This window comes from Planctobacterium marinum, from assembly GCF_020687805.1.
GTDB lineage: Bacteria > Pseudomonadota > Gammaproteobacteria > Enterobacterales > Alteromonadaceae > Planctobacterium > Planctobacterium marinum.
The window spans coordinates 51,722-76,423 of record NZ_JAJEWQ010000007.1 but is presented as its reverse complement, the minus strand read 5'-3'; the positions used below and the strand labels follow the sequence as shown (position 1 = coordinate 76,423).

At 48.8% G+C, this 24,702-nt stretch carries 22 protein-coding genes; 9 read left to right on the top strand and 13 right to left on the bottom strand.

The genetic code is table 11. From position 1 onward, the window contains the following. Positions 1-4 precede the first annotated feature (4 nt). Genes LJ740_RS19820 through pilM form a run of 4 tightly spaced genes read right to left on the bottom strand, consistent with a single transcriptional unit; the run spans position 5 to position 2,758 of the window. On the bottom strand, positions 5-532 hold the full coding sequence (locus tag LJ740_RS19820; RefSeq protein WP_229530870.1) for a pilus assembly protein PilP: 528 nt from the start codon (positions 530-532) through the stop codon (positions 5-7). After that, positions 529-1,128: a type IV pilus inner membrane component PilO gene (locus LJ740_RS19815; protein ID WP_229530869.1), complete on the bottom strand. Its 600-nt coding sequence runs from the start codon at positions 1,126-1,128 to the stop codon at positions 529-531. Before LJ740_RS19815 ends, LJ740_RS19820 begins: the two co-directional genes overlap by 4 nt. Continuing rightward, positions 1,125-1,712 (bottom strand): PilN domain-containing protein, encoded by a 588-nt coding sequence (locus tag LJ740_RS19810; RefSeq protein ID WP_229530868.1) that lies wholly within the window; start codon positions 1,710-1,712, stop codon positions 1,125-1,127. The genes LJ740_RS19815 and LJ740_RS19810 overlap by 4 nt, the downstream gene beginning before the upstream one ends. Beyond that, the gene (gene pilM, locus LJ740_RS19805) at positions 1,700-2,758 is read right to left on the bottom strand and encodes a type IV pilus assembly protein PilM (protein WP_229530867.1); all 1,059 of its coding nucleotides are present in this window, start codon (positions 2,756-2,758) and stop codon (positions 1,700-1,702) included. Before pilM ends, LJ740_RS19810 begins: the two co-directional genes overlap by 13 nt. Positions 2,759-3,136: 378 nt before the next feature. On the opposite strand from pilM, the gene LJ740_RS19800 reads away from it, so the two are divergent. Both LJ740_RS19800 and LJ740_RS19795 read left to right on the top strand, forming a co-directional pair. Next, positions 3,137-5,740: a penicillin-binding protein 1A gene (locus tag LJ740_RS19800; protein ID WP_377306595.1), complete on the top strand. Its 2,604-nt coding sequence runs from the start codon at positions 3,137-3,139 to the stop codon at positions 5,738-5,740. A 113-nt stretch (positions 5,741-5,853) separates the two neighbouring features. Further along, the gene (locus LJ740_RS19795; protein ID WP_267498374.1) at positions 5,854-7,545 is read left to right on the top strand and encodes an NAD-dependent malic enzyme; all 1,692 of its coding nucleotides are present in this window, start codon (positions 5,854-5,856) and stop codon (positions 7,543-7,545) included. 25 nt (positions 7,546-7,570) lie between these two features. Here LJ740_RS19795 and LJ740_RS19790 read toward each other — a convergent pair whose 3' ends face one another. The 6 genes from LJ740_RS19790 to argC all read right to left on the bottom strand — a co-directional run bounded on the left by LJ740_RS19790 (position 7,571) and on the right by argC (position 16,781). Further along, positions 7,571-10,576 (bottom strand): hybrid sensor histidine kinase/response regulator, encoded by a 3,006-nt coding sequence (locus tag LJ740_RS19790; RefSeq protein WP_229530866.1) that lies wholly within the window; start codon positions 10,574-10,576, stop codon positions 7,571-7,573. Positions 10,577-10,769: 193 nt separating this feature from the next. Beyond that, entirely contained in the window at positions 10,770-12,752 is a 1,983-nt protein-coding gene (gene argH, locus LJ740_RS19785; RefSeq protein ID WP_229530865.1) for an argininosuccinate lyase, read from the bottom strand. A 14-nt stretch (positions 12,753-12,766) separates the two neighbouring features. Then, positions 12,767-13,984 (bottom strand): argininosuccinate synthase, encoded by a 1,218-nt coding sequence (locus tag LJ740_RS19780; RefSeq protein WP_229530864.1) that lies wholly within the window; start codon positions 13,982-13,984, stop codon positions 12,767-12,769. 18 nt (positions 13,985-14,002) lie between these two features. Further along, positions 14,003-14,917, bottom strand: coding sequence for an ornithine carbamoyltransferase (locus tag LJ740_RS19775; protein ID WP_229530863.1), 915 nt, complete (start codon positions 14,915-14,917; stop codon positions 14,003-14,005). A 27-nt stretch (positions 14,918-14,944) separates the two neighbouring features. Continuing rightward, positions 14,945-15,736: an acetylglutamate kinase gene (gene argB / locus LJ740_RS19770; protein ID WP_229530862.1), complete on the bottom strand. Its 792-nt coding sequence runs from the start codon at positions 15,734-15,736 to the stop codon at positions 14,945-14,947. A 10-nt stretch (positions 15,737-15,746) separates the two neighbouring features. After that, entirely contained in the window at positions 15,747-16,781 is a 1,035-nt protein-coding gene (argC, locus tag LJ740_RS19765) for an N-acetyl-gamma-glutamyl-phosphate reductase (RefSeq protein WP_229530861.1), read from the bottom strand. A gap of 487 nt (positions 16,782-17,268) precedes the next feature. Here argC and LJ740_RS19760 point away from each other — a divergent pair, with 487 nt between their 5' ends. The 4 genes from LJ740_RS19760 (at position 17,269) to LJ740_RS19745 (ending at position 20,687) form a co-directional block, all read left to right on the top strand. Further along, positions 17,269-18,336, top strand: a complete 1,068-nt coding sequence (locus tag LJ740_RS19760; protein ID WP_229530860.1) for a Kelch repeat-containing protein — start codon at positions 17,269-17,271, stop codon at positions 18,334-18,336. A gap of 22 nt (positions 18,337-18,358) precedes the next feature. Further along, positions 18,359-19,504, top strand: coding sequence for a GGDEF domain-containing protein (locus tag LJ740_RS19755; protein ID WP_229530859.1), 1,146 nt, complete (start codon positions 18,359-18,361; stop codon positions 19,502-19,504). A gap of 7 nt (positions 19,505-19,511) precedes the next feature. Next, positions 19,512-19,940 carry a methylglyoxal synthase gene (locus LJ740_RS19750; RefSeq protein WP_229530858.1) on the top strand — a complete coding sequence of 143 codons (429 nt, stop codon included), beginning with the start codon at positions 19,512-19,514 and terminating at the stop codon, positions 19,938-19,940. A gap of 210 nt (positions 19,941-20,150) precedes the next feature. After that, positions 20,151-20,687, top strand: coding sequence for a DUF3016 domain-containing protein (locus LJ740_RS19745; RefSeq protein ID WP_229530857.1), 537 nt, complete (start codon positions 20,151-20,153; stop codon positions 20,685-20,687). A 52-nt stretch (positions 20,688-20,739) separates the two neighbouring features. Here LJ740_RS19745 and LJ740_RS19740 read toward each other — a convergent pair whose 3' ends face one another. Both LJ740_RS19740 and LJ740_RS19735 read right to left on the bottom strand, forming a co-directional pair. After that, positions 20,740-21,204: a hypothetical protein gene (locus LJ740_RS19740; RefSeq protein ID WP_229530856.1), complete on the bottom strand. Its 465-nt coding sequence runs from the start codon at positions 21,202-21,204 to the stop codon at positions 20,740-20,742. 99 nt (positions 21,205-21,303) lie between these two features. Then, positions 21,304-21,618, bottom strand: a complete 315-nt coding sequence (locus LJ740_RS19735; protein WP_229530855.1) for a primosomal replication protein PriC — start codon at positions 21,616-21,618, stop codon at positions 21,304-21,306. A gap of 164 nt (positions 21,619-21,782) precedes the next feature. On the opposite strand from LJ740_RS19735, the gene LJ740_RS19730 reads away from it, so the two are divergent. Beyond that, entirely contained in the window at positions 21,783-21,971 is a 189-nt protein-coding gene (locus LJ740_RS19730; RefSeq protein ID WP_229530854.1) for a hypothetical protein, read from the top strand. 6 nt (positions 21,972-21,977) lie between these two features. Here the strand turns inward: LJ740_RS19730 and epmB are convergent, their stop codons facing one another. Then, positions 21,978-23,003 carry an EF-P beta-lysylation protein EpmB gene (gene epmB / locus LJ740_RS19725; RefSeq protein ID WP_229530853.1) on the bottom strand — a complete coding sequence of 342 codons (1,026 nt, stop codon included), beginning with the start codon at positions 23,001-23,003 and terminating at the stop codon, positions 21,978-21,980. A gap of 44 nt (positions 23,004-23,047) precedes the next feature. Between epmB and efp the strand changes: the two genes are divergently transcribed. Both efp and epmA read left to right on the top strand, forming a co-directional pair. Then, positions 23,048-23,617, top strand: coding sequence for an elongation factor P (gene efp / locus LJ740_RS19720; RefSeq protein WP_229530852.1), 570 nt, complete (start codon positions 23,048-23,050; stop codon positions 23,615-23,617). A 75-nt stretch (positions 23,618-23,692) separates the two neighbouring features. Further along, positions 23,693-24,658, top strand: a complete 966-nt coding sequence (gene epmA / locus LJ740_RS19715; RefSeq protein WP_229530851.1) for an elongation factor P--(R)-beta-lysine ligase — start codon at positions 23,693-23,695, stop codon at positions 24,656-24,658. Positions 24,659-24,702 lie beyond the last annotated feature (44 nt).

Here is a 24,702-nt window from a genome sequence, read left to right as displayed (position 1 = left end):
GTTATTAATCTCCGGAGCCGGTTGATATTGTTATTCTCGAGCTTTTTTCCTGCCAACACCCTGCGCCATCTGGCAATTGCTCAGTAAAATACACGGCATTTTCACTGATACGCGTTATCTTTCCAAAAAATAACCCCAGATGATCGCCAACCGTCACCCGATGTAACGTACCATCATTTGCTGTAATTAACGCCCATTTTTGTCCCTTGCTGGTAAAAAAGCCCTGAATACTGAGGGCGTCCGTACCAAAGGCTTCCAGCGGATCTTTTGGTCGGCGAATGTCCGGTTGCAGGCAATTGCCGGTGGCCTGGTCCTGCAGCGCCAGATCCTGGTTGCGGGGGCGACTAAAGGGACTTCTTTCTTCCTGTGCGGCATAGACAAACGCCGGCACGGGTTTAAATTCGGGATAAGGTTCAATCGGCGGCGGTGTTGACGTTTGCACGGTGGCTATAAATTGCTGCAAATCAGAGGTATCCGCAGAACAGCCCCCCAAAGCCGCGAGCACGGTTAGAACCATCAGAGACTGCCTCATTGTGCCTCCACCTCTGGTGTCGCCCGATAGGTTTTAGCAGACATGATGAGGCGAAGTTCCTGACCTGAAGTCACCATTTCAAAATCGTGTACCGTGACAATTCTGGGCAGGCTGGCAATCTCAGAAAGAAATTCGCCAAACTCATGATATTCACCATTGACTTCAATGCGAATGGGCAGTTCGGTATAAAACTCTTTGGGAATTTCCTTCTCCCAGTTGATACCTTTAAATGTCAGACCTGACGATGTGCCCACCAGAGTGATGTCGTCCAGTAGCCCTGGAGTTTCATTACTGGTAGGCAGCGATTTAACCACTTTTTGAAAATCCAGTTTCAACTGTGCTAACTGCTTTTCATAGGCTTCCAGGTTAGCGGCAATCAGATATTTGGCTTCATAGGTGCCTCTGAGTTCAAATTCGCGCTTTTGTTCGGCATCCAGTACCGGCAGTTTATCTTTCACCAGAAAATAAAAGGCGCCGCCACTCACCATAATAAATACCATGAGTGCAAATACGGTTTTGACTTCAAAAGGCCAGTAGGCGATTTGTTCAAAGTCCAGGTCGTTCATTTCCTTGAGTTTAGCGAAATCAAACTTCATGGTGTCTGCTCCGCATCACTGAGACTGACCAAAGGCGGGGCCACTTTGGGACTGATCATAAAAGTCAGTTTAAAATCACTGACCGCTTCGGTAGTACTGGTATCCGCCACCACAGAAGACAGATCGTTACCGACAAATACCGGCGAGTTTTCCAGGCGACGCATAAAGTCCGCAAGGCGGTTATTCGATTCACTGACCCCGATAATTTCAATGCGATTTTGCTTGCGATTGAGCTGCTTAAACGCAATACCGGGAGGTACCAGGGTAGCCAGCTCGTTAAGCACAATTGGACTGACGTTGCGATGCTCCTGCAATTGCTGGATCAGGGAAATACGCTTTTCTATATCTTCTTTTTGCTTCTTAATAGTGGCAATTTTACCTATTTTGACGTCGAGAATTGCCAGTTCTTTTTCCAGAAACTGATTTCGCTGCTGTTGGTTTTTGATCAGGGTATCCAGAAAACTGCCGATGCCCAACACCAGGCCTACAGCCAGCAACGCACAAAAAGCCAAAGTGGCAAGATAGAGCTGCTTTTGTTTTTCCCGTTGTTTTTCACGCCATGGCAATAAATTTATGTATGACATGTGGAGAACCCCCTCCAGGCAAGCCCGGCAGCCACAGCAAACTGCCCACCATGGAACCCGTCTACGCTGACATTTTTAGCCGTATCCAGTTGCGCTAATGGGTCAAATAGGGCTATTTCGGTGTTCATGTCCATGGCCAGATCTTCCACTACCCCAGATAAGATGGTGGCACCACCTGACATATAAATTTTGCCTGGCGGTTCAGCGTTAAAGCTGTTGACATACAACTGCAGGATGCGATTGATCTGCATTTGTAAGGTTGATAAAAATTGCGGGTACAGCAGCTCTCGCCAGGTATCGGGTAAATCGCCGGAAATCAGTCCTTTCTGAACATCGTTAACACTTAAATTGAAGCTCGCGGCAATTTCGTTGGCTAACATGTCAGTGCCAAAAGCCAGCTCGCGACTTAAAATTACCTGCTTACCCCGTATGACCGTCAGTTGTAACTGGGCCGCCCCGACGTTCAGGCAAAAAATCACTTCTTCATCACCAAATTGCCCGAAATTTACCATGGCATTGCCCAGGGCATAGCCTTCGACATCCATTATCTTCACTTCGAAATCCACTTCTCGGGATATCAAGGTGCGATTTTCCACAATGTTTTTGTGAGCGACACTGAGCAACACATCGGCGCGCCCGGGTTTGCGCGCACAGGGGCCAATTTCCTCGAAGTCCATATACACTTCGTTGAGCGGGTAAGGAATAAGGCTGTCAGCCTCAATTTCGATTTGAGCCTCGAGATCGATATCGCTCAACCCCAACTCCATATCAACAACCTTAGTGAGCACCGTAGAGCCGGATATTGCGATGGCGATATTTTTGACACTGGTTTGCAGGGCTTTGCGCACTTTTTTGAGGGCATGATTTACCGCATCAAAATCTTTAATTTCCCGTTCCTGCATGACATTGCCATAGATTGGCTCGCAGGCGATTGCATCAATACAGTAACGTTTGCCTTTCTGAGATAACAACAAGGCTTTGACATAGCGGCTTCCTATATCGACACCCAGAATTTGTTTGTTATTGTTGCCTATACTCAGATTCAAGCTGTTGTCTCTTTTTTGTGCTTATCAGAGCGTGTTGACCTTCAAACCTGTACCGCAAAGAACAACACTCTCTTGAATCATAGTTTAAATTTAATCAGATGTAACAAAAATAGTTAGCTGCTGCCAAACTAACGTATTAATTTATATGCATTTCATCGTATTCTGAGAGCAAATCTTTAATTTCTTCACTGAATTGCCCGAAGATAGTGATTTGATGGCCAGATAATTGTGAACTGACGCTCATGATTACTTACAACACTATTACCGGGGCAGTTTCAATAACCCCTCGTTTTAGGATAAAATGTCGGGCTTGTAATTAAGCCTCTTGATTGACACTGGAATTGCCAGTTACACAACGACGCGGGATAACGCCTAAACGTGAGTAAATTTTTTAAATACGTCATCAGCCTCTTTGCTCTGGGATCGATTCTGGCGGTTGTTGCTATCGCTGGCGTGTATTTTTATATCCGTGCCGATCTGCCCAGTGTGGAAGTGCTGAAAGATGTCAAACTGCAAACCCCCATGCAGATATTTACCCGTGATGGCAGGCTGATTTCTCAGTATGGTGTAAAGCGGCGTATTCCTGTCACCCTGGATGAGGTGCCACAGCAACTCATCGACGCAATTTTAGCTACCGAAGACAGCCGCTTTTACGAGCACCCAGGCATAGACCCCATCGGGATCATGCGGGCGGCGTTTAATCTGATGATTACCGGCCAGTTAAGTCAGGGCGGTAGTACTTTAACCATGCAGTTAGCCCGGGGTTTCTTTTTGACACGGGATAAGACCTTTGTGCGCAAATTGAAAGAGATTTTCATTGCCTGGCATATTGAACGGGTGCTTTCCAAAGACGAAATCCTGTCGCTGTATATCAATAAAGTAGAGCTGGGCCACCGTGCCTTTGGCTTTGGCGCCGCCGCTCAGGTTTACTACGGCAAGGAACTCAACGAGTTGAGCCTGGCGCAAATTGCCACTTTGGCAGGGTTACCCAAAGCGCCTTCCACCATGAATCCCATCAGCCGCCCGGAACGCTCGGTAAACCGCCGTAAGGTAGTGCTGGGCAGAATGCTCAACGAGAACTTTATATCCAGAGAGCAATACGAATTTGCCGCACTTGAACCGGTTACGGCCAAACTGCACGGCGCCGAAATCGAACTGGATGCGCCATATCTGGCTAATGTCATCTACAACGAAATGACCAATCTGTACGGCAAAGAAGAAGCTGAAACCGGTGGTTATAAGGTCTACGCCACCGCAAGTTTTGCTATGCAAAGTGCTGCCATTGACGCCCTGCGCCAAAACCTGCATGACTATGATGAACGCCATGGCTATCGCGGCGCGATAACGCAGCTTTGGCGCAAAACGCCCGCAGCAAATGATCCGGATAAAGCCAGTTTTGTCCCCGACATGGGCTGGTCTGAGCAACAAATAGCCAGGCACCTTGCCGGGTTTTCCGCCTTCGGGCCATTGGTACCGGCTGTGGTGACTGACATTTTCGAACAGGCAATTGCTGTCATTGACAAATCCGGCGCTTACCGTCGCATTGAATGGGACGGTCTGGCCTGGGCAAGACCTTACATTACTGATAGCCGGCAGGGTACACCACCAGAAACCGCCGCGGATATCGTGCAGGAAGGCGCGCTGATTTGGATTCGGCAACGCAACGAAGATCAACGTTGGCAATTGTCACAATTTCCGGAAGCCAGTAGTGCGCTGATTGCATTAGATCCCAACAACGGTGCGGTCAGGGCATTGGTGGGCGGCTACAGTTTTTATCAGAGTCAGTTTAACAGGGCAACTCAGGCGAAACGTCAGGTAGGCTCTAACATAAAACCCTTTTTGTACTCCGCCGCACTGGACCATGGTTTTACGATTGCGTCGATTATCAATGATGCCCCCATTAACCAGTGGGATCGCAGTTCCGGCAGAGCATGGCGACCGGCCAACTCGCCGGCCGTATACGACGGCCCCATCCGGATGCGCATCGCCCTGGGTAAATCGAAAAACGTTGTGGCAGTGCGCCTGTTGCGCGCCGTAGGGATTGATAATGTGCGAAATCACATGCGTAAATTCGGCTTTCAGATGGAAGATCTTCCCCGCGACGAATCACTTTCTTTGGGATCTGCGTCAATCACGCCCCTGGAGGTAGCCAATGGTTTTGCCACTATCGCCAATGGCGGCTACGCGGTTGAACCCCATTTTATTGAGCGCATTGAAGGGCAGTACGGCGAATATGTATGGCAGGCTAATCCCGCAACAGCATGTCCGGTATGTGCCGAAACGGAAGGACTGACGGCGCAAATTAGCACGCCGATTCCCGGCGATGCGCCTAACAATGAAACGGTACTCAGCCCATTGCCACCGCAAGCTGAACAGGTGGTTTCAGGCCAGAATACCTTTTTAGTTTCCGAGATGTTGCGCACCGCGATTACCGGCAGTGGCAGCGTCAAAAACAAAACCTATTGGCGTGGCACTGGATGGCGCGCTAACTCTTTGATACGGCGCAAAGATCTCGCCGGCAAAACCGGTACGACAAACGACTCTAAAGATACCTGGTTTAGTGGCTTTAATCCTGACCTGGTGGCGACCACCTGGGTGGGCTTTGACGATGCCAGTCGCTCATTAGGCAGAACTGCTGCATATCCTTACCTGATCCGCAATAATCCTCACAACACCACGATTATCGGTAATGCGATGCAGGGCGGCGAAGATGGCGCCAAGGCAGCGCAACCAGCCTGGATCAGATTTATGGAAAAAGCCTTACAGGATGTACCAGAAGTCAGCAGTACCATACCGGAAAATATCGTTTCGGTGCGCATCGACCGGACCACCGGTAAGTTGACCAACCGAACCGATCACACGTCGCGATTTGAGTATTTTATTGCCGGCACTGAGCCCACAGAGTGGGTGGCCGAACACGAAATTGTCGATCAGACTTCTGATGAGCAACAAACGCCGTCATTGGAAGATGAGATTTTTTAACCACAATTTTGCCGGTAGGCGCAGCAACAGGCTCGTCCTACCAGCATAATTGCGCTCAACTCTGACCGATTTACCGTTATACTTTCAACAACATTGACCCTACATTTAAAACTATGCAGCAAGATAACAACGATCCACTTTACATTCCCTATGCCGGTCCTGCTTTATTGGAAACGCCATTACTGAATAAAGGCAGTGCGTTTAGTCATGAGGAACGGGTTGCCTTTAACCTGGCAGGTTTATTACCGCCCCGATATGAAACCATTGAAGAACAACTGGAGCGCTGCTGGGCACAATACTCCAGTTTCGCCGAACCCATTAACAAACACATTTATCTGCGAGCCATACAGGACAATAACGAAACCCTGTACTACCGACTGATCCAGGAGCACATTGATGAGATGATGCCCATCATCTATACCCCAACGGTGGGTGATGCCTGTGAACAGTTCTCTGATATTTATCGCAAATCTCGCGGCCTGTTTTTGTCTTACGCTGACCGGCATGATATCGACGACATCTTGCGCAACGCCACCAAACGCAATGTAAAAGTCATTGTGGTAACCGACGGTGAGCGCATTCTGGGCCTGGGCGATCAGGGCATTGGCGGCATGGGCATCCCCATCGGTAAGTTGTCCCTGTACACCGCCTGTGGTGGTATCAGCCCCGCCTATACCATGCCAATTATGCTGGACGTAGGCACCAACAACAAAAAACTGTTGGAAGATCCCATGTACATGGGTTGTCGTCACCCCAGAATCAGTCAGTCTGAATATGATGAGTTTATTGAATTATTCATGAACGCCGTAGAAAAACGCTGGCCCGGTGTGATGATTCAGTTTGAAGACTTTGCTCAGCATAATGCCACCCCAATCCTGCAGCGTTACCGCGATAAATTTTGTTGTTTTAACGACGATATTCAGGGCACCGCCTCGGTCACTGTTGGCACCCTCATGTGTGCCACCGGAGCTATCGATACACAACTCAAAGATCTGAACGTGGTGTTTGTGGGCGCCGGGTCGGCTGGCTGTGGTATCGCGGAACAAATCATTCAGCAGATGACCGCTGAAGGTATTGACCCGGAGCAGGCCCGCAGTCAAATTTTTATGGTAGACAGGTATGGTCTGGTGACCGACAAAACCCCAAATCTGCGAGATTTTCAACAATGCCTGGCGCAGGACAGCAGTGCCCTTGCTAAATGGCAATTTGCGGGTGAATATCCGTCGTTGCTGGAAGTGATCAACAATGCCAAACCCACAGTCTTGATTGGGGTTTCCGGCGTAGGAGGTCTGTTTACTGAAGAAGTGATTAAGGCAATGGCTACTCATGTGGAACGACCTATTATCTTTCCGCTGAGCAACCCGTCACGCCAGGTAGAAGCACACCCTGCGGATGTGATTCGCTGGACCGAAGGACGCGCCATTGTTGCCACCGGCAGTCCATTTTTACCGGTTGAGTTTGAAGGTAAAAAGTTCACTATTCCACAGTGTAACAACAGTTACATTTTCCCGGGCATCGGACTGGGCGTACTGGCCAGTAAAGCCAGCCGCATCACCGACGAAATGTTACTCACTGCCAGCTCCACCCTGGCGGAATGCTCGCCACTGGCAACCACCGGTGAAGGTGAATTGCTGCCGCCGCTGAGACAGGTACAATCGGTAAGCAGGAAAATCGCGTTTGCGGTGGCCAAAAAAGCTCAGGAGCAGGAACTGGCGCTACCGGTAAGCGATGAAGTCATACTGTCCCGCATCGATAAGTTCTTCTGGCACGCCGAGTACCGCCCTTACAAACGCGTCAGCTTATAGGCAGACGCAAGGCCGCGCGAAGACCTTATGGCAACACGGCGATAAAGTCTTCTACGTGGCCTGTAAACTGTTGATACAATGCCGTGATCTTAGCGGCATCTTCGGTTTTCGCCGCGTTTTCTATCTGTTCAGCAACCCGGGCCACTTTCACAGCCCCGAGGCTACCACTGGAACCTTTAACTTTGTGAGCCAGTTTGCCCAACTCCAGATATTTGTGTTGTTCGATATATTCACCAAACAATGCCATCTCCTGAGGCATAGAACTGCGAAACAGGCCTATCAGGCGGGTAGCCAGGGTTTCACTGTTGCCAATTCGCTCCATAAAACCTTGTTTATCCCAGACTTTCTCACCATCGTCAAAATCGACAGTGTGTTTTAGTGGCACATCCGGTTCGATATTTACTTCTTCAATCCCGTCGGTGCGGTCTTCCACGCCCAACCACATATCCAGTTTGGCACGTAACTCATCGGCTGAGACAGGCTTCGACAGGTAATCATCCATACCGGCATTGATACACTTTTCGCGGTCCCCTTTCATGGCGTTAGCAGTCATGGCTATGATTGGTATGGAGGTTTTCTCAATGCCCTGAGCGCCGTTGCGAATTGCCCGGGTGGCTTCATAACCATCCATTTGTGGCATTTGGCAATCCATCAGAACCGCAGAAATGGGCGGACCACTGGCGTCAGAGTCATTTGCCAGACGCTGCACGGCTTCAACGCCATTTTCCGCCACAATCACTTCGTAGCCCAATCCCGTCAACATACCTTTGGCCACTTCCTGATTGATGACATTGTCTTCCACCAGCAGCAGACGGCATTTGTTTTCCTTTAAATGCGGCTTGAGCTGTTTCAGCTGTTCTTTGGTAACCATGGCGCTGGCAGGAAAATTAGAGCCGCCGTCTAACACCACCACTAAAGCGTCGTACAAATCAGAGCATGTCACCGGCTTGGTAAAATAGCCTTTGAAGCCGATCTGAGCGAAAAAACTGGGCTCTTTGGCGGAACCAATGGAAGTCATCATGATCATGGGAATGCGTCTGACGATAGCGTCTTCCTGCATCATTTTGCCCAGTGACGCCCCGTCCATTCCCGGCATTTGCATATCCAGAATAGCCACATCAAACTCCGGATTGCGGCGCAGTAATTTTAATGCGCTGACACCGTCTGCGGCTTCGGCCACCTGCGCGCCCCATTTGCTCAGTTGTTTGTTGAGCACTTCGCGATTGGTGGTGTTATCGTCAACAATCAGGATATGTTTACCGCGAATAGATGCCTTAGAGCGCGGCACTTCAATTTGCTTACCTGGCAACAGCTGAATATCAAAACCAAACGTACTGCCTTTGCCAAACTGGCTCTTAACCCAGATTTCACCCTGCATGACAGCACAGAGTTGTTTGCAAATTGCTAGGCCTAATCCGGTACCGCCGTATTTTCGGGTGGTGGAGCTGTCCACTTGGGTAAACGAACTAAACAGGTGAGGCAATTTATCATCCGGAATGCCGATACCGGTATCAGTGACGATACAGCGCAACCGCCAGTTATCTGGCAGACGCTTATCCAGGCTGATGGTAACGACAATTTCCCCCTGGGCAGTGAACTTAATCGCATTGCCCACCAGGTTGTTGACCACCTGACGAATTCGGCCCGGATCGCCTTTTGCCCAACTGCGCTCCAGATCCACTTCATCGATAATCAGTTCAAGCCCCTTTTCCTCCGCTCTTTGAGCCAGGCTTTCGATAGCATCGTCAAACAGTGAACGCACATCAAAATCAATCTCTTCCAGTTCAATCTTACCGGCTTCCACTTTAGAAAAATCCAGAATGTCATTTATCAAAGCCAGTAACGATTCGGCACTGGATTGCGCCAGCCGCAGATAGCGGCTTTGTTGTGGTTGCAACTTGGTGTCCATTAACAAGCCCAGCATACCGATAACGCCATTCATGGGAGTGCGTATCTCGTGACTCATGTTGGCTAAAAAATCGCCCTTGGCCTTTACTGCCGATTCAGCCCGTTCCTTTTCAGTAATTAACAGTTGTTGATGCTCTTCTATCTGGCTATTGATCACTCTGGACAACACCACCGCCAGTGCCACAAACAGCAGCAACAGTGAAATAGCAACGATAACGTTCATTTCCAGCAGGTCACTGACCTCCTGCAAGATTTCGTCCTCGCGACTGACACCAATAAACTTCCAACCCAACTGTGGCGATTTATAGACAGATGCAAAATAATTCACACCATCAATATTTACCGCTGAATTCCCCGATTGCATGGCAAAAACAGGCGCAAAATTACCCCCGTAAATGGTATCAATGTGCTTAAAGTTGTTCCCCGGCATATTGGGATCCACCAATACCGTGCCATTGTCTTCCACTAACATCACAAATCCGGATTTACCCAATTTAATTTGCGCTATGCGCTGGGTCAGGTTTTGCATCGACAAGTCCATACCCAACACTCCTGTCAGGCTGCCATCATCCTGATACAGTGCTTTGACGGTACTGATAATAACTTTATCGCCAATTTTCCAGTAATAGGCATCGGTTCTTACCGTTTCACCATTGGCTGACAACGCGGTTTGATACCAGGGCCGGATGCGCGGATCATATTGTCGGGAAATGGCCTCCTGTGGCCATGAAACGTAACCACCGGCCTGATTTCCCATATAGATGTAGGTTAGATCGGGGTGGCTGTCGGCAAAATCTTCGAACAGGATAAACAGGTCGCGCTCGGTAGCGCTGCCGGAAAGCGGGCGCATCATGGTCGCTGAGGTGGAGGTGCGGTAGCTGGTTAACCCGGAATGGGCCGAACGAACCAGCTCGAGACCGGCAACATAATCGACACTCTCTGCAATTTTTTGCAGTAGTATGGTTAAACCATTATTGATTTGGCGAACTTCGCGCTCATTGGACAGGGTAAAATTTTCAATTGCCTGTCGCTTGCCGTGTTGTACCATCAATATACTGATGATGACAGTGGGCAATACCACTGCCGAAACAAAAGCAATAACTAACTTTTGCGACATTTTCATAGGCAGAATGTCTTTCCTGGCAACTTATCAATCCATTCCTTTGCCGCCTTTTACAGATACGTTTCAGAAATTGATTGCAGTAAATGTGAATTAACTTCTCCTTAACACTATAAGACAATTAAAAAAGCCGCAAGAAGAATACCTTAAAGTTAAACCTAAGTATTAGACTTGCGGCCAGATGTCGGTACTTTTTTTAGCCCACCAAGGCTTTGACAATCAAATTAGCATCCAGTTGACCCGGCGCCGGTAACCCGACCAGATATTCCATGGCAACTTCATCACAAGCTTGTTTTTTGGGACAAATATCACAATCCTTGATGACTTTTTCTGGCAGGCCATTCATGTCGGTTTTAACAAAGCCTAATTTGCCAAAAAACTCCGGTACCCTGGTCAGAACAATCACCCGCTTAAGCTCAATGTGGCGCGCCTGTTCCAGCAAGTACTGGATCATGGCTTTGCCCTGTCCTTTACCCTGCACATCATGCTGTACACCAACAGAGCGGATTTCTGCTAACCCGGTTTGGTAGATATAAAGGCAGGCGCACCCTATCACCTTGCCATCCAGTTCTGCGACGACAAAATTTTGGATATCATGCACGATATTGTCACGGCTTCTGGGCAGGGTTTCACCTTTTGCAGACCAGAAACGCACTATGGCATCAATCGCGTCGACGTCGGTCATTTTCGCCTGTCTGACACTCAAAGCCGCGGCTTTTTGCGCATTAAGACGCTGTTGCACGTGGCGCAAGGCGATTTGTATTTGTGGCTCCGACGGACTACCGGTTACCTGACTGGGGAATATCTCCGCCAGGTCGCGCCGGGACGAGTCCAGCGCCAGCTCCACCTGCTCCCGGGAGGTACCACCCAGCACCTGCCGTTTATCAAGACAGGACTCTATGGTTAAGTATTGATACACATCCTGCCCGATTTCCGTTGAATAAGCCTGTAGTTCCGACAGGGTAAAATCCTCTAACGCCTTGCCTTCTGAAATAGCTTTGAGTACCACTTCTCCGACAATGTGATGCGCCTCCCGGAAAGGAATTTCTTTGCTTACCAGGTAATCCGCCAGCTCAGTGGCGTTGGCGTAACCTTGCTGGGCAGCAGCCAGGGTAGCGGCACTGTTGACTTTAATACCTTCGGCAACCAATACCCCCATCTGCAGGCAAATTTGCCAGGTGTCCATCGCATCGAACAAGCCTTCTTTGTCTTCCTGCATATCCTTGTTGTAAGCCAAAGGTAGTGCCTTCATGGTGGTCAGCATCGCTGTTAGCGAACCACAGACCCGCCCGGTTTTACCACGAATCAACTCCAGGGCGTCCGGGTTTTTCTTTTGTGGCATCAGAGACGAACCCGAGGTTACCTGATCACTTAATTCTACAAATCCGGCTTCGCCACTGTTGTAGAAAATCAGATCTTCTGCAAACCGGGACATGTGCATCATACTGATGCTGGCACAGGACATCAGTTCAATCACGTGATCTCTGTCGGAAACCGCATCCAGACTGTTTAGCGTGGGTCTGCGAAAACCTAAATCTGATGCTAAGGCATGGCGGTCTATCGGGTAAGCCGTACCCGCCAGCGCACCGGACCCCAATGGGGAGGTGTCGGCGCGGTACAGGGCGTCATTCAGGCGGCCGATGTCGCGGTCAAACATTTCCACATAAGCCAGGCACCAGTGACCAAAAGTAACCGGTTGCGCCCGCTGCAGGTGGGTATAGCCGGGTAATACCGTGGCCTTTTCTCGCTGCGCCAAATCCATGAGTGCCTGTTGAAAACTGACTAATGCCAGTGACAACTCTTCCCCTTTAGCCTTACACCAGAGTTTCAGATCCGTAGCCACCTGATCGTTTCGGCTACGGCCGGTATGCAGCTTTTTGCCCAAATCACCAACAGTGGCAATCAGCTTTTGCTCCACCCAGCTATGGATATCTTCAGCATCAGACTGCAGGATTTGCTGCGGATCTTGCTGGACTTCGACAGCCAAAGCCTGCAAGGCATTTTGCAATTTTTGTTGCTCAAGATCGGTTAATACCCCCACCTGCTGCAACGCTTTCGACCAACATATGGAACCCTGTATATCCTGCTCAACCAGACGATAGTCCACGGGTAAAGAATCATTGAACTTCTTAAACAATTCACTGGGTTGCTGTGTAAACCTTCCGCCCCATAACGCCATAATATGCCTCTCAATTAACCTTTTTGCTTGTCTTGCATGGCTTTGATTCTGCTCGCCAAACTGTACAGGCGGATAAAGCCCTCAGCATGCTTTTGATCGTAAACGTCATCGGCACCAAAGGTCGCAAAATCTTCAGAATACAGACTGTTCACTGATGCTTTTTGAATCACAGTGGCGCTGCCTTTGTATAGCTTGATCACCACTTCACCGCTGATTTGCTCTGCAAATACTTTAGCACCGGCAAGCAGTGACTGACACAGCGGCGTAAACCAGCGACCGTCATATAACACGTGAGAAAACTCCAGCCCCAGACTCTCTCTGTGTTTCAGTGAATGTTTGTCCAGCACCAGGCTTTCAATAGCCTTGTAAGCTTTGTAAATTAAAGTACCACCCGGCGTTTCATAACACCCTCTGGATTTCATACCCACCAGGCGATTTTCTACGATATCAATCCGACCAACACCATGAGCGGCCCCAATCTGATTCAGTTTCACCAGGGCGGATAACGGCGACAACGCCTCGTTATTTACCTTAGTCAGCATACCCTGTTCAAAACTCAGATGCACAGTTTCCGGTGCATCCGGCGCGTCTTCCGGATCTACCGTCATAGTCCAGACCTGCTTGCTGGGCTCATTCCAGGGGTTCTCTAACTCTCCCCCCTCATGCGAAATATGCCAGGCATTGGCGTCGCGACTGTAAATCTTAGTGGCAGAAGCCGTCGTGGCAATATTGCGGGTAGCCAGATAATCCAGCAGGTCTTCCCGCGAAACCATATCCCATTCCCGCCATGGGGCAATCACTTTCAGATCAGGCGCTAAGGCCGAGAAAGCCCCTTCAAAACGCACCTGGTCATTGCCTTTACCGGTACAACCATGGCACAGGGCGTCTGCTCCCACTTTTCTGGCGATCTCCACCTGTGCTTTGGCAATAACCGGTCTGGCCATCGACGTGCCTAACAGGTATTCACCTTCGTAAACGGCACCGGTTTGCAGTGTCGGGAAGATATAATCTTTAACAAACTCTTCCTTTAAGTCTACGATGTAACATTCACTGGCTCCGGATGCGATAGCCTTGTCATGCAGGCCCGTCAGTTCTTCATCACCCTGCCCCACATCAGCAGCAAAGGCCACGACTTCACAGTCGTAATTTTCTTTTAACCAGGGGATGATTGCCGACGTATCCAGTCCACCGGAATAGGCCAACACGACCTTTTTAACATTGTGCTCAGACATAATAAATCTCCTCAAAAATTAGTTTTTCGCTAACAGCCACAACAAAATGGCGTTTTGCGCATGCATACGGTTTTCTGCCTGTAACAGCAGTAAAGATTGTTCGCTGTCAGCCACCTTACTGGTGATTTCCAGATCCCGGTGAGCGGGTTGGCAATGCATTGCCCATTGCGCCCCGGATTGTTTCATCAATGTCTCATTGAGCTGAAAGGGTTGGAACTGATTCTTAATTTGTTCCAGCGGAGTGCTATCGCCCATGGAGATCCAGGTGTCAGTGTACAGTGCGTCAACGTCTTTCAGACTGTTGACATCATTAGTCAGGGTTAAGGTACTGCCACTGGATTGCGCCGCACTCTGGCACCAATCCACAATGCTGCTGTCGGGTTCATAACCCATCGGTGTGGCTATCGTCAGTTTAACCCCCAAAATTGCGCCCACTATCATCAGTGAATGAGCCACGTTATTTCCGTCCCCAAGATAGGCCAGGTGCACGCTGGACAGGTCATCGAACTTTTCTGCTAACGCCAAATAGTCGGCCAATGCCTGGCAGGGATGATAAAGATCACACAGGGCGTTGATCACCGGAACATGGGTATTTTCAGACAGGGTCTGCAAAGTACTATGCTTGAAAACGCGGGCCACAATCGCATCGGCCCAACAGCCCAGATTGCCCGCCATGTCCTTGCCCGACTCCCGGCCCGACAAATTGCCACTTTCCATATCCAGATATAGAAAATGCCCGCCCAGTTTATTGATACCAATATCAAAGCTCACACGCGTTCTCAGTGACGGCTTTTCGAACAAGCCCACAATGGATTTACCCGCTAATGCTGTTGCGTATTTTTCAGGATGCGCCTTGATGTCCAGTGCGGAGTCCAACAAGGCCTGGAGGTTGTCTTTCGACCAATTTGTGAAGGTTAATAAATCTTGTTTCATGATAACGGACCTTTTTCTTAATGTGGCTCAAACGGATTGTGCGGGGTTGTCAGGCTGAATACGCGTGCCACAAGGCTCCCCCTGAGTTAATGCCAGTAGTTGCTCCGGAGATTTCCAGGAACTGATAAACACGGACTTACCGGTCTGATTAGCGGTGGCCAATGCCGATTTGACTTTTACCACCATGCCGCCCTGAATTACGCCGCTGGCACAGTGTTCGGCAATACTATGACGATTCAGCGAGCTGAGCAGCACTTTGTCCGCATCCAGTACCCCCGGTACATCTGACAACAACACCAGCTCAGCCGCCAGTAATTGGGCAATGGTGGCGGCAGCGTCATCGGCATTCACATTTAGTAAGTTGCCTTGTGCGTCACTGGCAATGGATGAAATGACCGGCAAATAACCTTGGCTGCACAACAGTTTGAGCAGCACAGGATCACCCGGAATGACGTCTCCAACAGCGCCCAGTTCGACACTTTTTTGTTTGGCCTGGCAGGCGTTTCCGTCCAGCAGGGTTAATCCCACCGGCTTCAGATCACATACGCTCGCCGCCGCACAAATTTCGGTATTGACGGTACCGGCAAGGGCACCCACAACATAGGGTAAATGCGTCTTTGGCGTAACGCGTACACCATCCACTTTTTCACTGTTAAACGCCAGCTTCTCTAACAGCGCCTGCGTAGTATCGCCGCCGCCGTGTACCAGCACCGGAGCAAACTGCCCCTGTAGTTCGTGCAACACCTTGAGTACAGATTGCAGGGCAACATTGTCATTCAGCAATGCGCCCCCTACTTTAACGACAAGAAAGTTTTTCATATTCCGGCCCTCAGTTACCCTGGGTAAGTCCAAGTGAATCGGGCCAGCCCTGCATCAGATTGGCGCATTGCATCGCCTGAGAAGCGGCGCCCTTTAACAGGTTGTCTATTGCGCTGCTGATCACTATGTAGTGATTTTGCGCTGAATATTGCCAGTGCAGGTGACATTTCGGTGAATTAACCACCTGGTCCAACTTGGGCCAAACCGGTAGCATTTTCACGATATCAGACTGCCCGTAGGCTGACTGATAAGCGTCCTGAATGGCAGACTCAGTGACATTGGCCTGCAGTTTCAGGGTTATTGTGGCCAAAATTCCGCGCTTAAAATTGCCCAAATGCGGGGTGAAAATAACATCATTGTGCAAATAGCTACTGATTTCGGGTTGATGACGATGCGATAAAACACCGTAGGATTGCAAACTGACTTCACACAAACTGTTGGTCATACTGGCCTTTCTGCCTGCGCCACTCACTCCGGACGTCGCATTGATCACAGGCAACACTGTGTTGTCAATTAAACCGGCAGCCTGAAGTGGCTTTAACGCCAGTAGTGATGCCGTTGGGTAACATCCGGGAACCGCCACCAGATCTGCCTGCTTAATGTCTTCGGCGTACCATTCTGCTAAACCATAAACTGCCTGTTGCAACAGGGCATTTTGCTGGTGCTCAAATCCATAAAACTGAGAAAAAACCGCAGTATCTTTGATTCTGAATGCGCCAGATAAATCCAACAGTTTCGCACCCTGTTGCATTAATCTGGCGCTGATATCGTGGCTAAACTCGTGGGGGGTCGCTAAAAAAATCAGGTCGCTTTGTTCTGCAACCTGATCCAGTACCGCATCACTGAGTGCGGTTAAAGTCAATTTATCATCGGTAAACGGCACCTGATAAAACCGGCTATCCAGTTGCCAAAGGGCTTTTCCGGCATCCTGGCTATGTTCAGATACATACATTCCCTGAAGCTGCATTTTCGGGTGCTGCTCCACCAACAACGCCAGTTCCATTCCGGTGTAACCACTGGCTCCTAATAAGGATACGTTAATCATACTGATCTCTTGGTCAAATTTTTAAGAATAGGTGAAAAAAAGAAAGTGGCTGCTGAATATCAGTCAACCACAGTGCTCTATCGTCGGAATGTGAACAATTCCACCAGAGTAATGGCAGGAAGGAAACAAGATTGGCGTTGCATAAAGGCTTTCATGTTAGGTCTACAACAAATAAATTCGGGGTCAGCTTCTGTTGAGAGAGAATGTGCCACACAAAATATATTTATGCAACTTTTTTGCATTTTTATTTATTTTAAATTTTTATGACAATTCGTTTTTATCCATAATTTATTGCTATAGACTCCGTTTTTAAAGGGTTTCAACGACTATTATAACAACAATTGCAAATATGATTAATGAGTGAATATGTTTGTACCCGGGCAGCCCCCCCCTACTGGCGGGAAGACAACCCCCTGAGATAGCGCTACTGTAGGGAATATCTCATTCAAAAAATCACGTCTCTATGTTTTCAGGATACCGCATTACATTGCTTAGCATACTGCTGATCAATATTAAGAGCTTCGCCGCCACAATTCCCGACTTACCAAAACCGGTTAGCAATAACGCAACTGTGCTGGTTCAGAATGATGAGGCACGCTGGCTTATATCGTTTATGGGGCTGGGGGCAGGTAAAGACTGGCAGGATGTACACAACCAGGTGTGGTCTTTTAAATTCACCGAACAATATTGGCAACAACGTACAGCGGTACCCGCCTCATTACCGCTACAAGGCAGATTAGCCAGCGTCGCCGTGGGAGTTAATGGCATCGCCTACCTGTTTGGTGGCTACACGGTTGCCGCGGATCACAGCGAAATATCCAGCGCCGATAACTACGCTTATAACGTGCTTACTGATCAGTACACCAGACTGAAGAACATGCCGGTGCCGGTAGATGACAGCGTGGCTCTCGTTTACCAACAACGTTACGTTTATCTCATCAGTGGTTGGCACAATGATGGCAATGTCAATCTGGTGCAGATATACGATATCAAACGAGATTCATGGCAAATGGGCTCGCCATTTCCGGGAGCTGCGGTTTTCGGGCACGCGGGTGGCATTGTTAACAACAGAATGGTTGTTTGTGATGGCGTTAAAGTGCTGGCGCGCCAAAATGCGCGGCGCACGTTTGCGGCTGAACCCGCCTGTTATATTGGCCTCATTGATCCGCTCAACTATGCCAAAATAGATTGGCAAACCATTCCTCATCCAACCCACACAGCACGCTATCGCATGGCGGCAAGTGGAGTAAACACAGATTTTGGAGACGGCATTCTCTTTATCGGAGGCAGTGCAAATCCCTATAATTTTAATGGCGTTGGGTACAACGGCGAAGCGTCGGAACCGGACAATAAAATCTGGTTCTTTCATATTGATCAAAAACGTTGGATAATTGTTAATAATTCTGCACCAACTATGGACCACCGGGGCTTGTTACAGGACGATACTACGTTTTATATTCTCGGAGGTATGACGCACAGGCAGTCCGTATTAAATCGGGTTACTGACTTTAACAAGCAGGAATTGCTGTCTACTATTAACAACGCTATGCAGTAACCGGGGAAGAATAATTAAGGCAATGAAGCCCGAAACAGATGCAGACAAACTCAATCTGGACTTCCAGCGCCGGGCTGATTTTGATTTTATCAAAAGAGCCTTGCCGGGTGTTTACCTGTATCTGTTCGCCTGGCCACTAATCTTCCTTTCCACCGGCTTTTTTCGTCAGAACCCAATCGAAAGTAGCATGTTTGGTGCCCTGTTCACCATTGTCTGTGCGCTGAGACTCATACATGGCAGACTAACCGCCAAATATTATGACAGCCATTACAAGGCCTGGAATCTCTGGCTGACGAGTCTGTCCTTAATTCACGCTGCCACCTGGGGAGCATTGTTCTATCTGGTGAACTTGGTGCCTCGCTATGAAGAACTTTCGGTGCTGGTAAATCTGGTGATTGCCGGTATCGCCAGCGCCTCAGTGCAAAGCCTGATCCCCAAATTTGACCTGACTCGCTGGTATATTTCCATCTTGCTGCTGCCGGTTTGTTTCGCTACGGCGATAAGTGGTGAACAGTTACAACTGTGCATTATTGTATTGATGTTCTGGTTATATCTGATGTTTGTCGGCAAACGCTATCGCAGTGAATATGCCCGGGCCTTCAGAATTGAAAAAGCCCTGTCAGAAAAGCAGATAGAATTGCACAAACTCAACCGCACAGATCCCCTCACACAAAGCCACAACCGGCGCTGCTTTACAGAGCACTTTGAAAGTCTCTGGCAGCGCTGTATTTTAACGCAACAGCCGCTGAGTTTGCTGATGCTGGATATTGATCATTTTAAGAGCATCAACGACGACTTTGGTCACCCTACCGGAGACCAGTGCCTGGTGCATTTTGTTAAAACCATTTCCCCCATCACCGAACAGTATCAGGCGCAGCTGTACCGGTATGGCGGTGAGGAATTTGCCATCCTGGTACAGGGTAAAAACGAGGCGCAAACCGCCGAGCTGGCGGAACAGACCAGAACGGCCCTGGAGAGTACACCGCTTAACACCGGTGACAGCAGCATCAGGATGACCCTGAGTGCCGGTACTTGCTGTGTAGTGCCGACGGTCAGTAATTCCAAAATCCGCTTAATAGAGCTTGCGGATAAGGCCCTGTATAGTGCCAAAACTGCCGGCCGCAATCGTGTCGCCGCTAATCAGTATCCGTCAGCTAATGCAGAATGAGGTTAAAATGAACTCAGAAACGTCCCCTAAAACCATTGCTCTGGTGGCCCATGACCACAAAAAACCGGATTTACTGAAATGGGCGCAAAAACACCGTGAAGCACTGGCCATTCACAAATTGGTGGGCACAGGTACAACCGGTGGTCTGGTATCCGAGCAACTGAAATTACCAGTCACCCGGTTTAAAAGCGGGCCACTTGGTGGCGATCAACAGATTGGCGCGCTCATCGCGGAGCAGCAATTAGATCTGTTAATTTTCTTTTGGGATCCGCTCAACCCGGCCCCACATGATCCAGACGTCAAAGCATTGCTGAGATTGTGTTCTGTTTGGAATGTGCCCGTTGCCTGCAGTGAGGCCACAGCTGATTTGGTGATCACCTCGCCACTGTTTAATGACCCCGGCTATCAGCGCTATATTCCCACGTATAATAAATAGTGAAAGCTTTACACTCTGATTACATATATTTACCCCTTTCGGGGACACACTGAACTATAATTAAAGCGTGTTGTGATGTTTTAGTGATTACCTCGTTCTTATTCAATGAGGGAATAGGAGTGGCCGGACAATCGTTCTAAAGATAAGGTATTGTGCTGCCATATCCACTCAGATTAACAACAGGGCACAAAGTCAATCAGGAGAGTACAGATGAAAAAATTAACGCTGGCCGTTTTAATATCTACCTTTTGTTTTAGTGCGTCGATGCTTGCAGAAGAACAGGAAAGTGTCGACCGTGTTGACGAATCAGAACGCCTCACTGTCACCTGGGTGAACCCAAAAGAGTTTACAGACGTTAAGCCTTCTGGTGGCATCGCTTCCCGGTTCAGAGACCGGACTATGGAAAATCTGCATGAATATCTGGACGATTTGGCAAGTGATCTGCCGGCAGGGCAAAAGCTAACCATGAAAGTAACGGACCTTGATTTAGCCGGACGCGTTTGGCCCGGTGCCCGCGAGTATCGACTGATCAAGTCCATTGAAATTCCACGAATGGATTTCAGCTATCAGCTGGTTGATGCCGACGGCACCATTTTAAAGTCGGGCACTGAGGAATTGAAGGATATGTCATTCATGAGTAATGTCAGTCGAACCACCAGCAATGACTCGTTAAAATATGAAAAGACCATGCTTAAAGACTGGTTCAGAAAGGAATTTAAACAAGAACTACTGGCCAGTAACCACTAAGCAAGTACAAGTACCACAAAACGGGAGTTTAGCTCCCGTTTTTTATGCCTGGTTACAACAAACTCTGAATAGAACGATACACTTCAGCCGCTTTTTCAGCGGGAATGTTATTCTTTTGCGCACTACCTTCACTACTGGCAACACGCACGAACCCTGAATTATCGTTATCACTATCCTGTTCTTGCTGTTGAGAATCGTTGGCTTGTTCTTCACGGGCTTTGGCAAGCCGGTCGCTGAGTGCCTGTTGATTGGCTTCATTTTGCTGCAAAATGCGAGCCTGCGGCGATAGTTCCACTTCAGGCCGATTGGCCCTGCCAATACCAAATGCATTCACCGGCAAATTGCTATTGTTGTCTTGCTGAAACCCCGCGTTTAATGAGGTGGTTTGCGAAGTATTGATGGAAGGCACACGCGCGGCATTGCCGATACCAAATGTATCGGTATTCAGTAAATCACTGGCGGTCGCAGTGCGACGAAAACCAGCGTTTAAAATGTTGGTTGTAGTGGAAATTTCCATAACAACGCGTTTTACCTGTAACTACCCCTCACAGATAATTATGGTATTTTTTGCCTAAAAAACAAGCGATCCAACAACAATTAATTGCTAAGAACGTAATTATTCGGCCAAAACACCTTTAAATTGCGCCAAAGTTATAAACAACGCCTCCATTTTCTTTACCACGGCCGATAACGTTTGGTTGCGCTCTTCTTCGTCAGCGACTTGCTGCAGTGCTGCAATGTCCTCACTCAGCTCTGCGATGTAAGGAGCAAATCTTTCGCTGCTAGTGATAAATCCTGCTTCAGCCGGAAATATGGCTTTGTGCTTTGCCTTACCTTGCCCGCTCAGCTGGTCTAAGGCTTTATCTGCGTCCAACGCTTTGCGATATAACACCTGGAGATTTTCATTTAATTTGTCTAATACTGCGTCCACCCGAGCATCCCTATTTTTTTGAAAAAATAACTAAAGGAATATCAGCCTTAGCCGATAACCAAACGAAGGCGGGCAATTCTGCCTGCTTTTTAATCCGACGACAAGGCATACCAACGATTACCCCTCAACGGTAGCTGCGGCGTCACAACTTTAGGAACTTTGGTATGGAAATTTCAGGAAATTCTGGAAACTCCGGTGTGTCATCGTTAGAACTCAAGGGCTTGCAGCTGTCTAAAAACCAGCAAGAAGCAGAGGGCGCGCAGACACTTCAGCTGCTGGACTCAGCCGCTGGCGTACCGAGTGGCCCATCAGGTGATGTGGCAAAAGGCGGAAACATCAATACTTTCGCTTAATGTCCATTACGGATGAAGCCGTAAATCCATAGGCGTTTTGCCAGGCTGGCCACCAATCTCCCGGACGAGCTTGGGAACCAGATACCCTGGCTGGCGCTTTATCACCTCGGCCATAATGGCCCGCGCCTGGTCATCAGAAACCTCAAAATGACTGGCCCCCTCAACCTTGTCCAGCATGTGCAGATAATAAGGTAACACCCCTGCATCAAACAGAGTTTCATGCAGATGGATCAGTGCATCGGCACTATCATTGACGCTTTTTAGCAACACCGCCTGATTTAACAAAGTAACCCCTGCTTGTCGCAGTGTCAGTAATTTTTGTTTCAGCGGCGAATCGATTTCCTGGCCGTGATTTATGTGTACCACCATGACCGGTGTTAACCGGCTCTGCGTAAACCACCGCAAAAATTCGCTATTGATACGATTGGGGATCACCACCGGTAAACGGCTATGAATGCGCAACGTTTTTATATGAGCAATGGCCTCAATTTGTTGTGTCATCCACAATAAAAAGGCATCCGTGGCCATCAGAGGATCGCCCCCGGACAGGATAACCTCATTAATAGCCGTATCAGAGGCAATATAGTCAAACACCGGCAACCAATCTTGTTTACTCAGGGCATTGTCCTGATAGGGGAAATGGCGACGGAAGCAATATCGACAATTTACGGCACACCCACCTTTAACCACCAGCAGTACCCGGCTTTGGTATTTATGCAACAAGCCGGGCTGTTGATTGTCCTGCTCCTGCAGTGGATCTGCTGAATACCCAAGTTGACTGGTAAACTCTTCGGCCAGCGGAAACACCTGCCGCAGCAAGGGATCATGAGGATTTCCGGGCTGCATTCTGGAAACAAACGCTTTGGGCACCATCATGGGGAACAGGCTACGCGCACGAATATCGTCGGCATAGGTTTCCGGGTCCAGCGCCAGGTCCTGCAACAGGGCTTGCGGGGATTTATAAGCAGTGGCTAATTCTTTTTGCCAGTGACTCTCTACAGTGACAAGTTTTTCCGGTATTATCTGCGCCAATTATGTGCTACCCAATATAAATTAAAAGAATTTGAGAGGAATTTATGGCTAATTACAGCACGAATGAATTCAAATCGGGCCTAAAAATAATGCTCGACGGCGAACCTTGCAACATTTTAGAGAATGAATTTGTAAAACCAGGTAAGGGACAGGCCTTTAACCGCGTAAAAATTCGCAAACTGATCTCCGGCAAAGTACTGGAAAAAACCTTTCGCTCCGGTGAGTCGGTTGAAGGCGCGGATGTTATGGATCACGATCTGGCTTACCTGTACAGCGATGGTGAATTTTGGCACTTCATGAATAATGAAAGCTTTGAACAGCTGGCAGCAGACCAAAAAGCCGTGGGAGATTCAGTTAAGTGGTTAGTCGAAAATGACGTTTGCACACTTACCTTGTGGAATGGCTCACCGATTGCCGTTACGCCCCCCAATTTTGTTGAACTGGAAATCACTGAAACCGACCCAGGTCTGAAAGGCGATACAGCGGGCACCGGCGGTAAACCAGCGACACTGAGCACCGGCGCGGTGGTACGTGTACCTCTGTTTGTACAAACCGGCGAAGTGATCAAAGTAGACACCCGTACCGGTGAATATGTAAACCGCGTACAAAAATAAGCGATTTGTTTATTTACAAAGCCCACTGATAGTTATCAGTGGGCTTTTTTGTTAGTTATTACTGAGTAATACCCCATGAACTGGAAACCTGGCGCGGACTTAGCCACCTTACAGGCACGAGCTAAGTTACTTGCAGATATCCGTGCTTTTTTTGCCGAACGCAAGGTGCTGGAAGTGGAAACACCGCTGATGGCCTCCGCCGGTGTTACGGACCCACATCTGGTGAACTTTACCACACAACTGCATCAACCAGGGTCGCAGCAAGCACGTACTCTGTACCTGCAAACCTCGCCAGAATATGCCATGAAACGCCTTTTGTGCGCTGGTAGTGGTTGTATTTATCAGATTTGTAAAGCCTTCAGAAACGAAGAGCAAGGCCGCTTTCACAACCCCGAATTTACCATGCTGGAATGGTACCGGGTGGGTTTTGATCATTGGCAATTGATGCGGGAAATGCAGGATTTATTGCAACCCATATTGGCTTGCGATGAATTTGAGCAACTTTCCTATCAACAGGCATTTCAGCACTATCTGGGGTTTGACCCACTGTCGGACTCAGATGAACAACTCAGGGAGTTGTGCATCGAACAGGGCTATGAGAACTTTGCAGACAGCATGACATCTCGCGATACCCAGTTGCAGTTGCTGTTCAGTCACCTGATTGAGCCGCAAATTGGCCAAACCAGCCCCTGTTTTATTTATCACTTCCCGGCATCACAAGCAGCGCTGGCACAAATATCAGGCCAGGATCCCCGGGTAGCCGAGCGCTTTGAACTCTATTACAAAGGCATTGAGTTAGCCAATGGCTTCCATGAGTTGCAGTCGGCAGATGAGCAAGAAAAACGTTTTGCACAGGACAATCAGGAGCGCCTGGAGATGGGAATAGATGCCGCAAAAACTGACTCACATTTTCTTGCCGCGCTTAACTCCGGGTTGCCAGACTGTGCCGGTGTGGCATTGGGTCTGGATCGTTTGTTGATGCTCATTCAGGCGCATTCAGATATCGATAACGTACTGAGTTTTAGCCACAGCCGGGCCTGACTCCCGACGAAGTAAAGTGCACAGGCCGCCCTTAAACTTAAGTC

What these genes read in the sequence shown, in the direction of transcription:
- efp (WP_229530852.1), top strand. Translation starts at nt 23,048, where the DNA reads ATGGCTAATTACAGCACGAATGAATTCAAATCGGGCCTAAAAATAATG.
- LJ740_RS19790 (WP_229530866.1), bottom strand. Translation starts at nt 10,576, where the DNA reads ATGAAAATGTCGCAAAAGTTAGTTATTGCTTTTGTTTCGGCAGTGGTA.
- LJ740_RS19780 (WP_229530864.1), bottom strand. Translation starts at nt 13,984, where the DNA reads ATGTCTGAGCACAATGTTAAAAAGGTCGTGTTGGCCTATTCCGGTGGA.
- LJ740_RS19745 (WP_229530857.1), top strand. Translation starts at nt 20,151, where the DNA reads ATGAAAAAATTAACGCTGGCCGTTTTAATATCTACCTTTTGTTTTAGT.
- LJ740_RS19775 (WP_229530863.1), bottom strand. Translation starts at nt 14,917, where the DNA reads ATGAAACAAGATTTATTAACCTTCACAAATTGGTCGAAAGACAACCTC.
- argC (WP_229530861.1), bottom strand. Translation starts at nt 16,781, where the DNA reads ATGATTAACGTATCCTTATTAGGAGCCAGTGGTTACACCGGAATGGAA.
- argB (WP_229530862.1), bottom strand. Translation starts at nt 15,736, where the DNA reads ATGAAAAACTTTCTTGTCGTTAAAGTAGGGGGCGCATTGCTGAATGAC.
- LJ740_RS19730 (WP_229530854.1), top strand. Translation starts at nt 21,783, where the DNA reads ATGGAAATTTCAGGAAATTCTGGAAACTCCGGTGTGTCATCGTTAGAA.
- epmA (WP_229530851.1), top strand. Translation starts at nt 23,693, where the DNA reads ATGAACTGGAAACCTGGCGCGGACTTAGCCACCTTACAGGCACGAGCT.
- LJ740_RS19815 (WP_229530869.1), bottom strand. Translation starts at nt 1,128, where the DNA reads ATGAAGTTTGATTTCGCTAAACTCAAGGAAATGAACGACCTGGACTTT.
- LJ740_RS19810 (WP_229530868.1), bottom strand. Translation starts at nt 1,712, where the DNA reads ATGTCATACATAAATTTATTGCCATGGCGTGAAAAACAACGGGAAAAA.
- LJ740_RS19750 (WP_229530858.1), top strand. Translation starts at nt 19,512, where the DNA reads ATGAACTCAGAAACGTCCCCTAAAACCATTGCTCTGGTGGCCCATGAC.
- LJ740_RS19820 (WP_229530870.1), bottom strand. Translation starts at nt 532, where the DNA reads ATGAGGCAGTCTCTGATGGTTCTAACCGTGCTCGCGGCTTTGGGGGGC.
- LJ740_RS19795 (WP_267498374.1), top strand. Translation starts at nt 5,854, where the DNA reads ATGCAGCAAGATAACAACGATCCACTTTACATTCCCTATGCCGGTCCT.
- LJ740_RS19755 (WP_229530859.1), top strand. Translation starts at nt 18,359, where the DNA reads ATGAAGCCCGAAACAGATGCAGACAAACTCAATCTGGACTTCCAGCGC.
- argH (WP_229530865.1), bottom strand. Translation starts at nt 12,752, where the DNA reads ATGGCGTTATGGGGCGGAAGGTTTACACAGCAACCCAGTGAATTGTTT.
- LJ740_RS19740 (WP_229530856.1), bottom strand. Translation starts at nt 21,204, where the DNA reads ATGGAAATTTCCACTACAACCAACATTTTAAACGCTGGTTTTCGTCGC.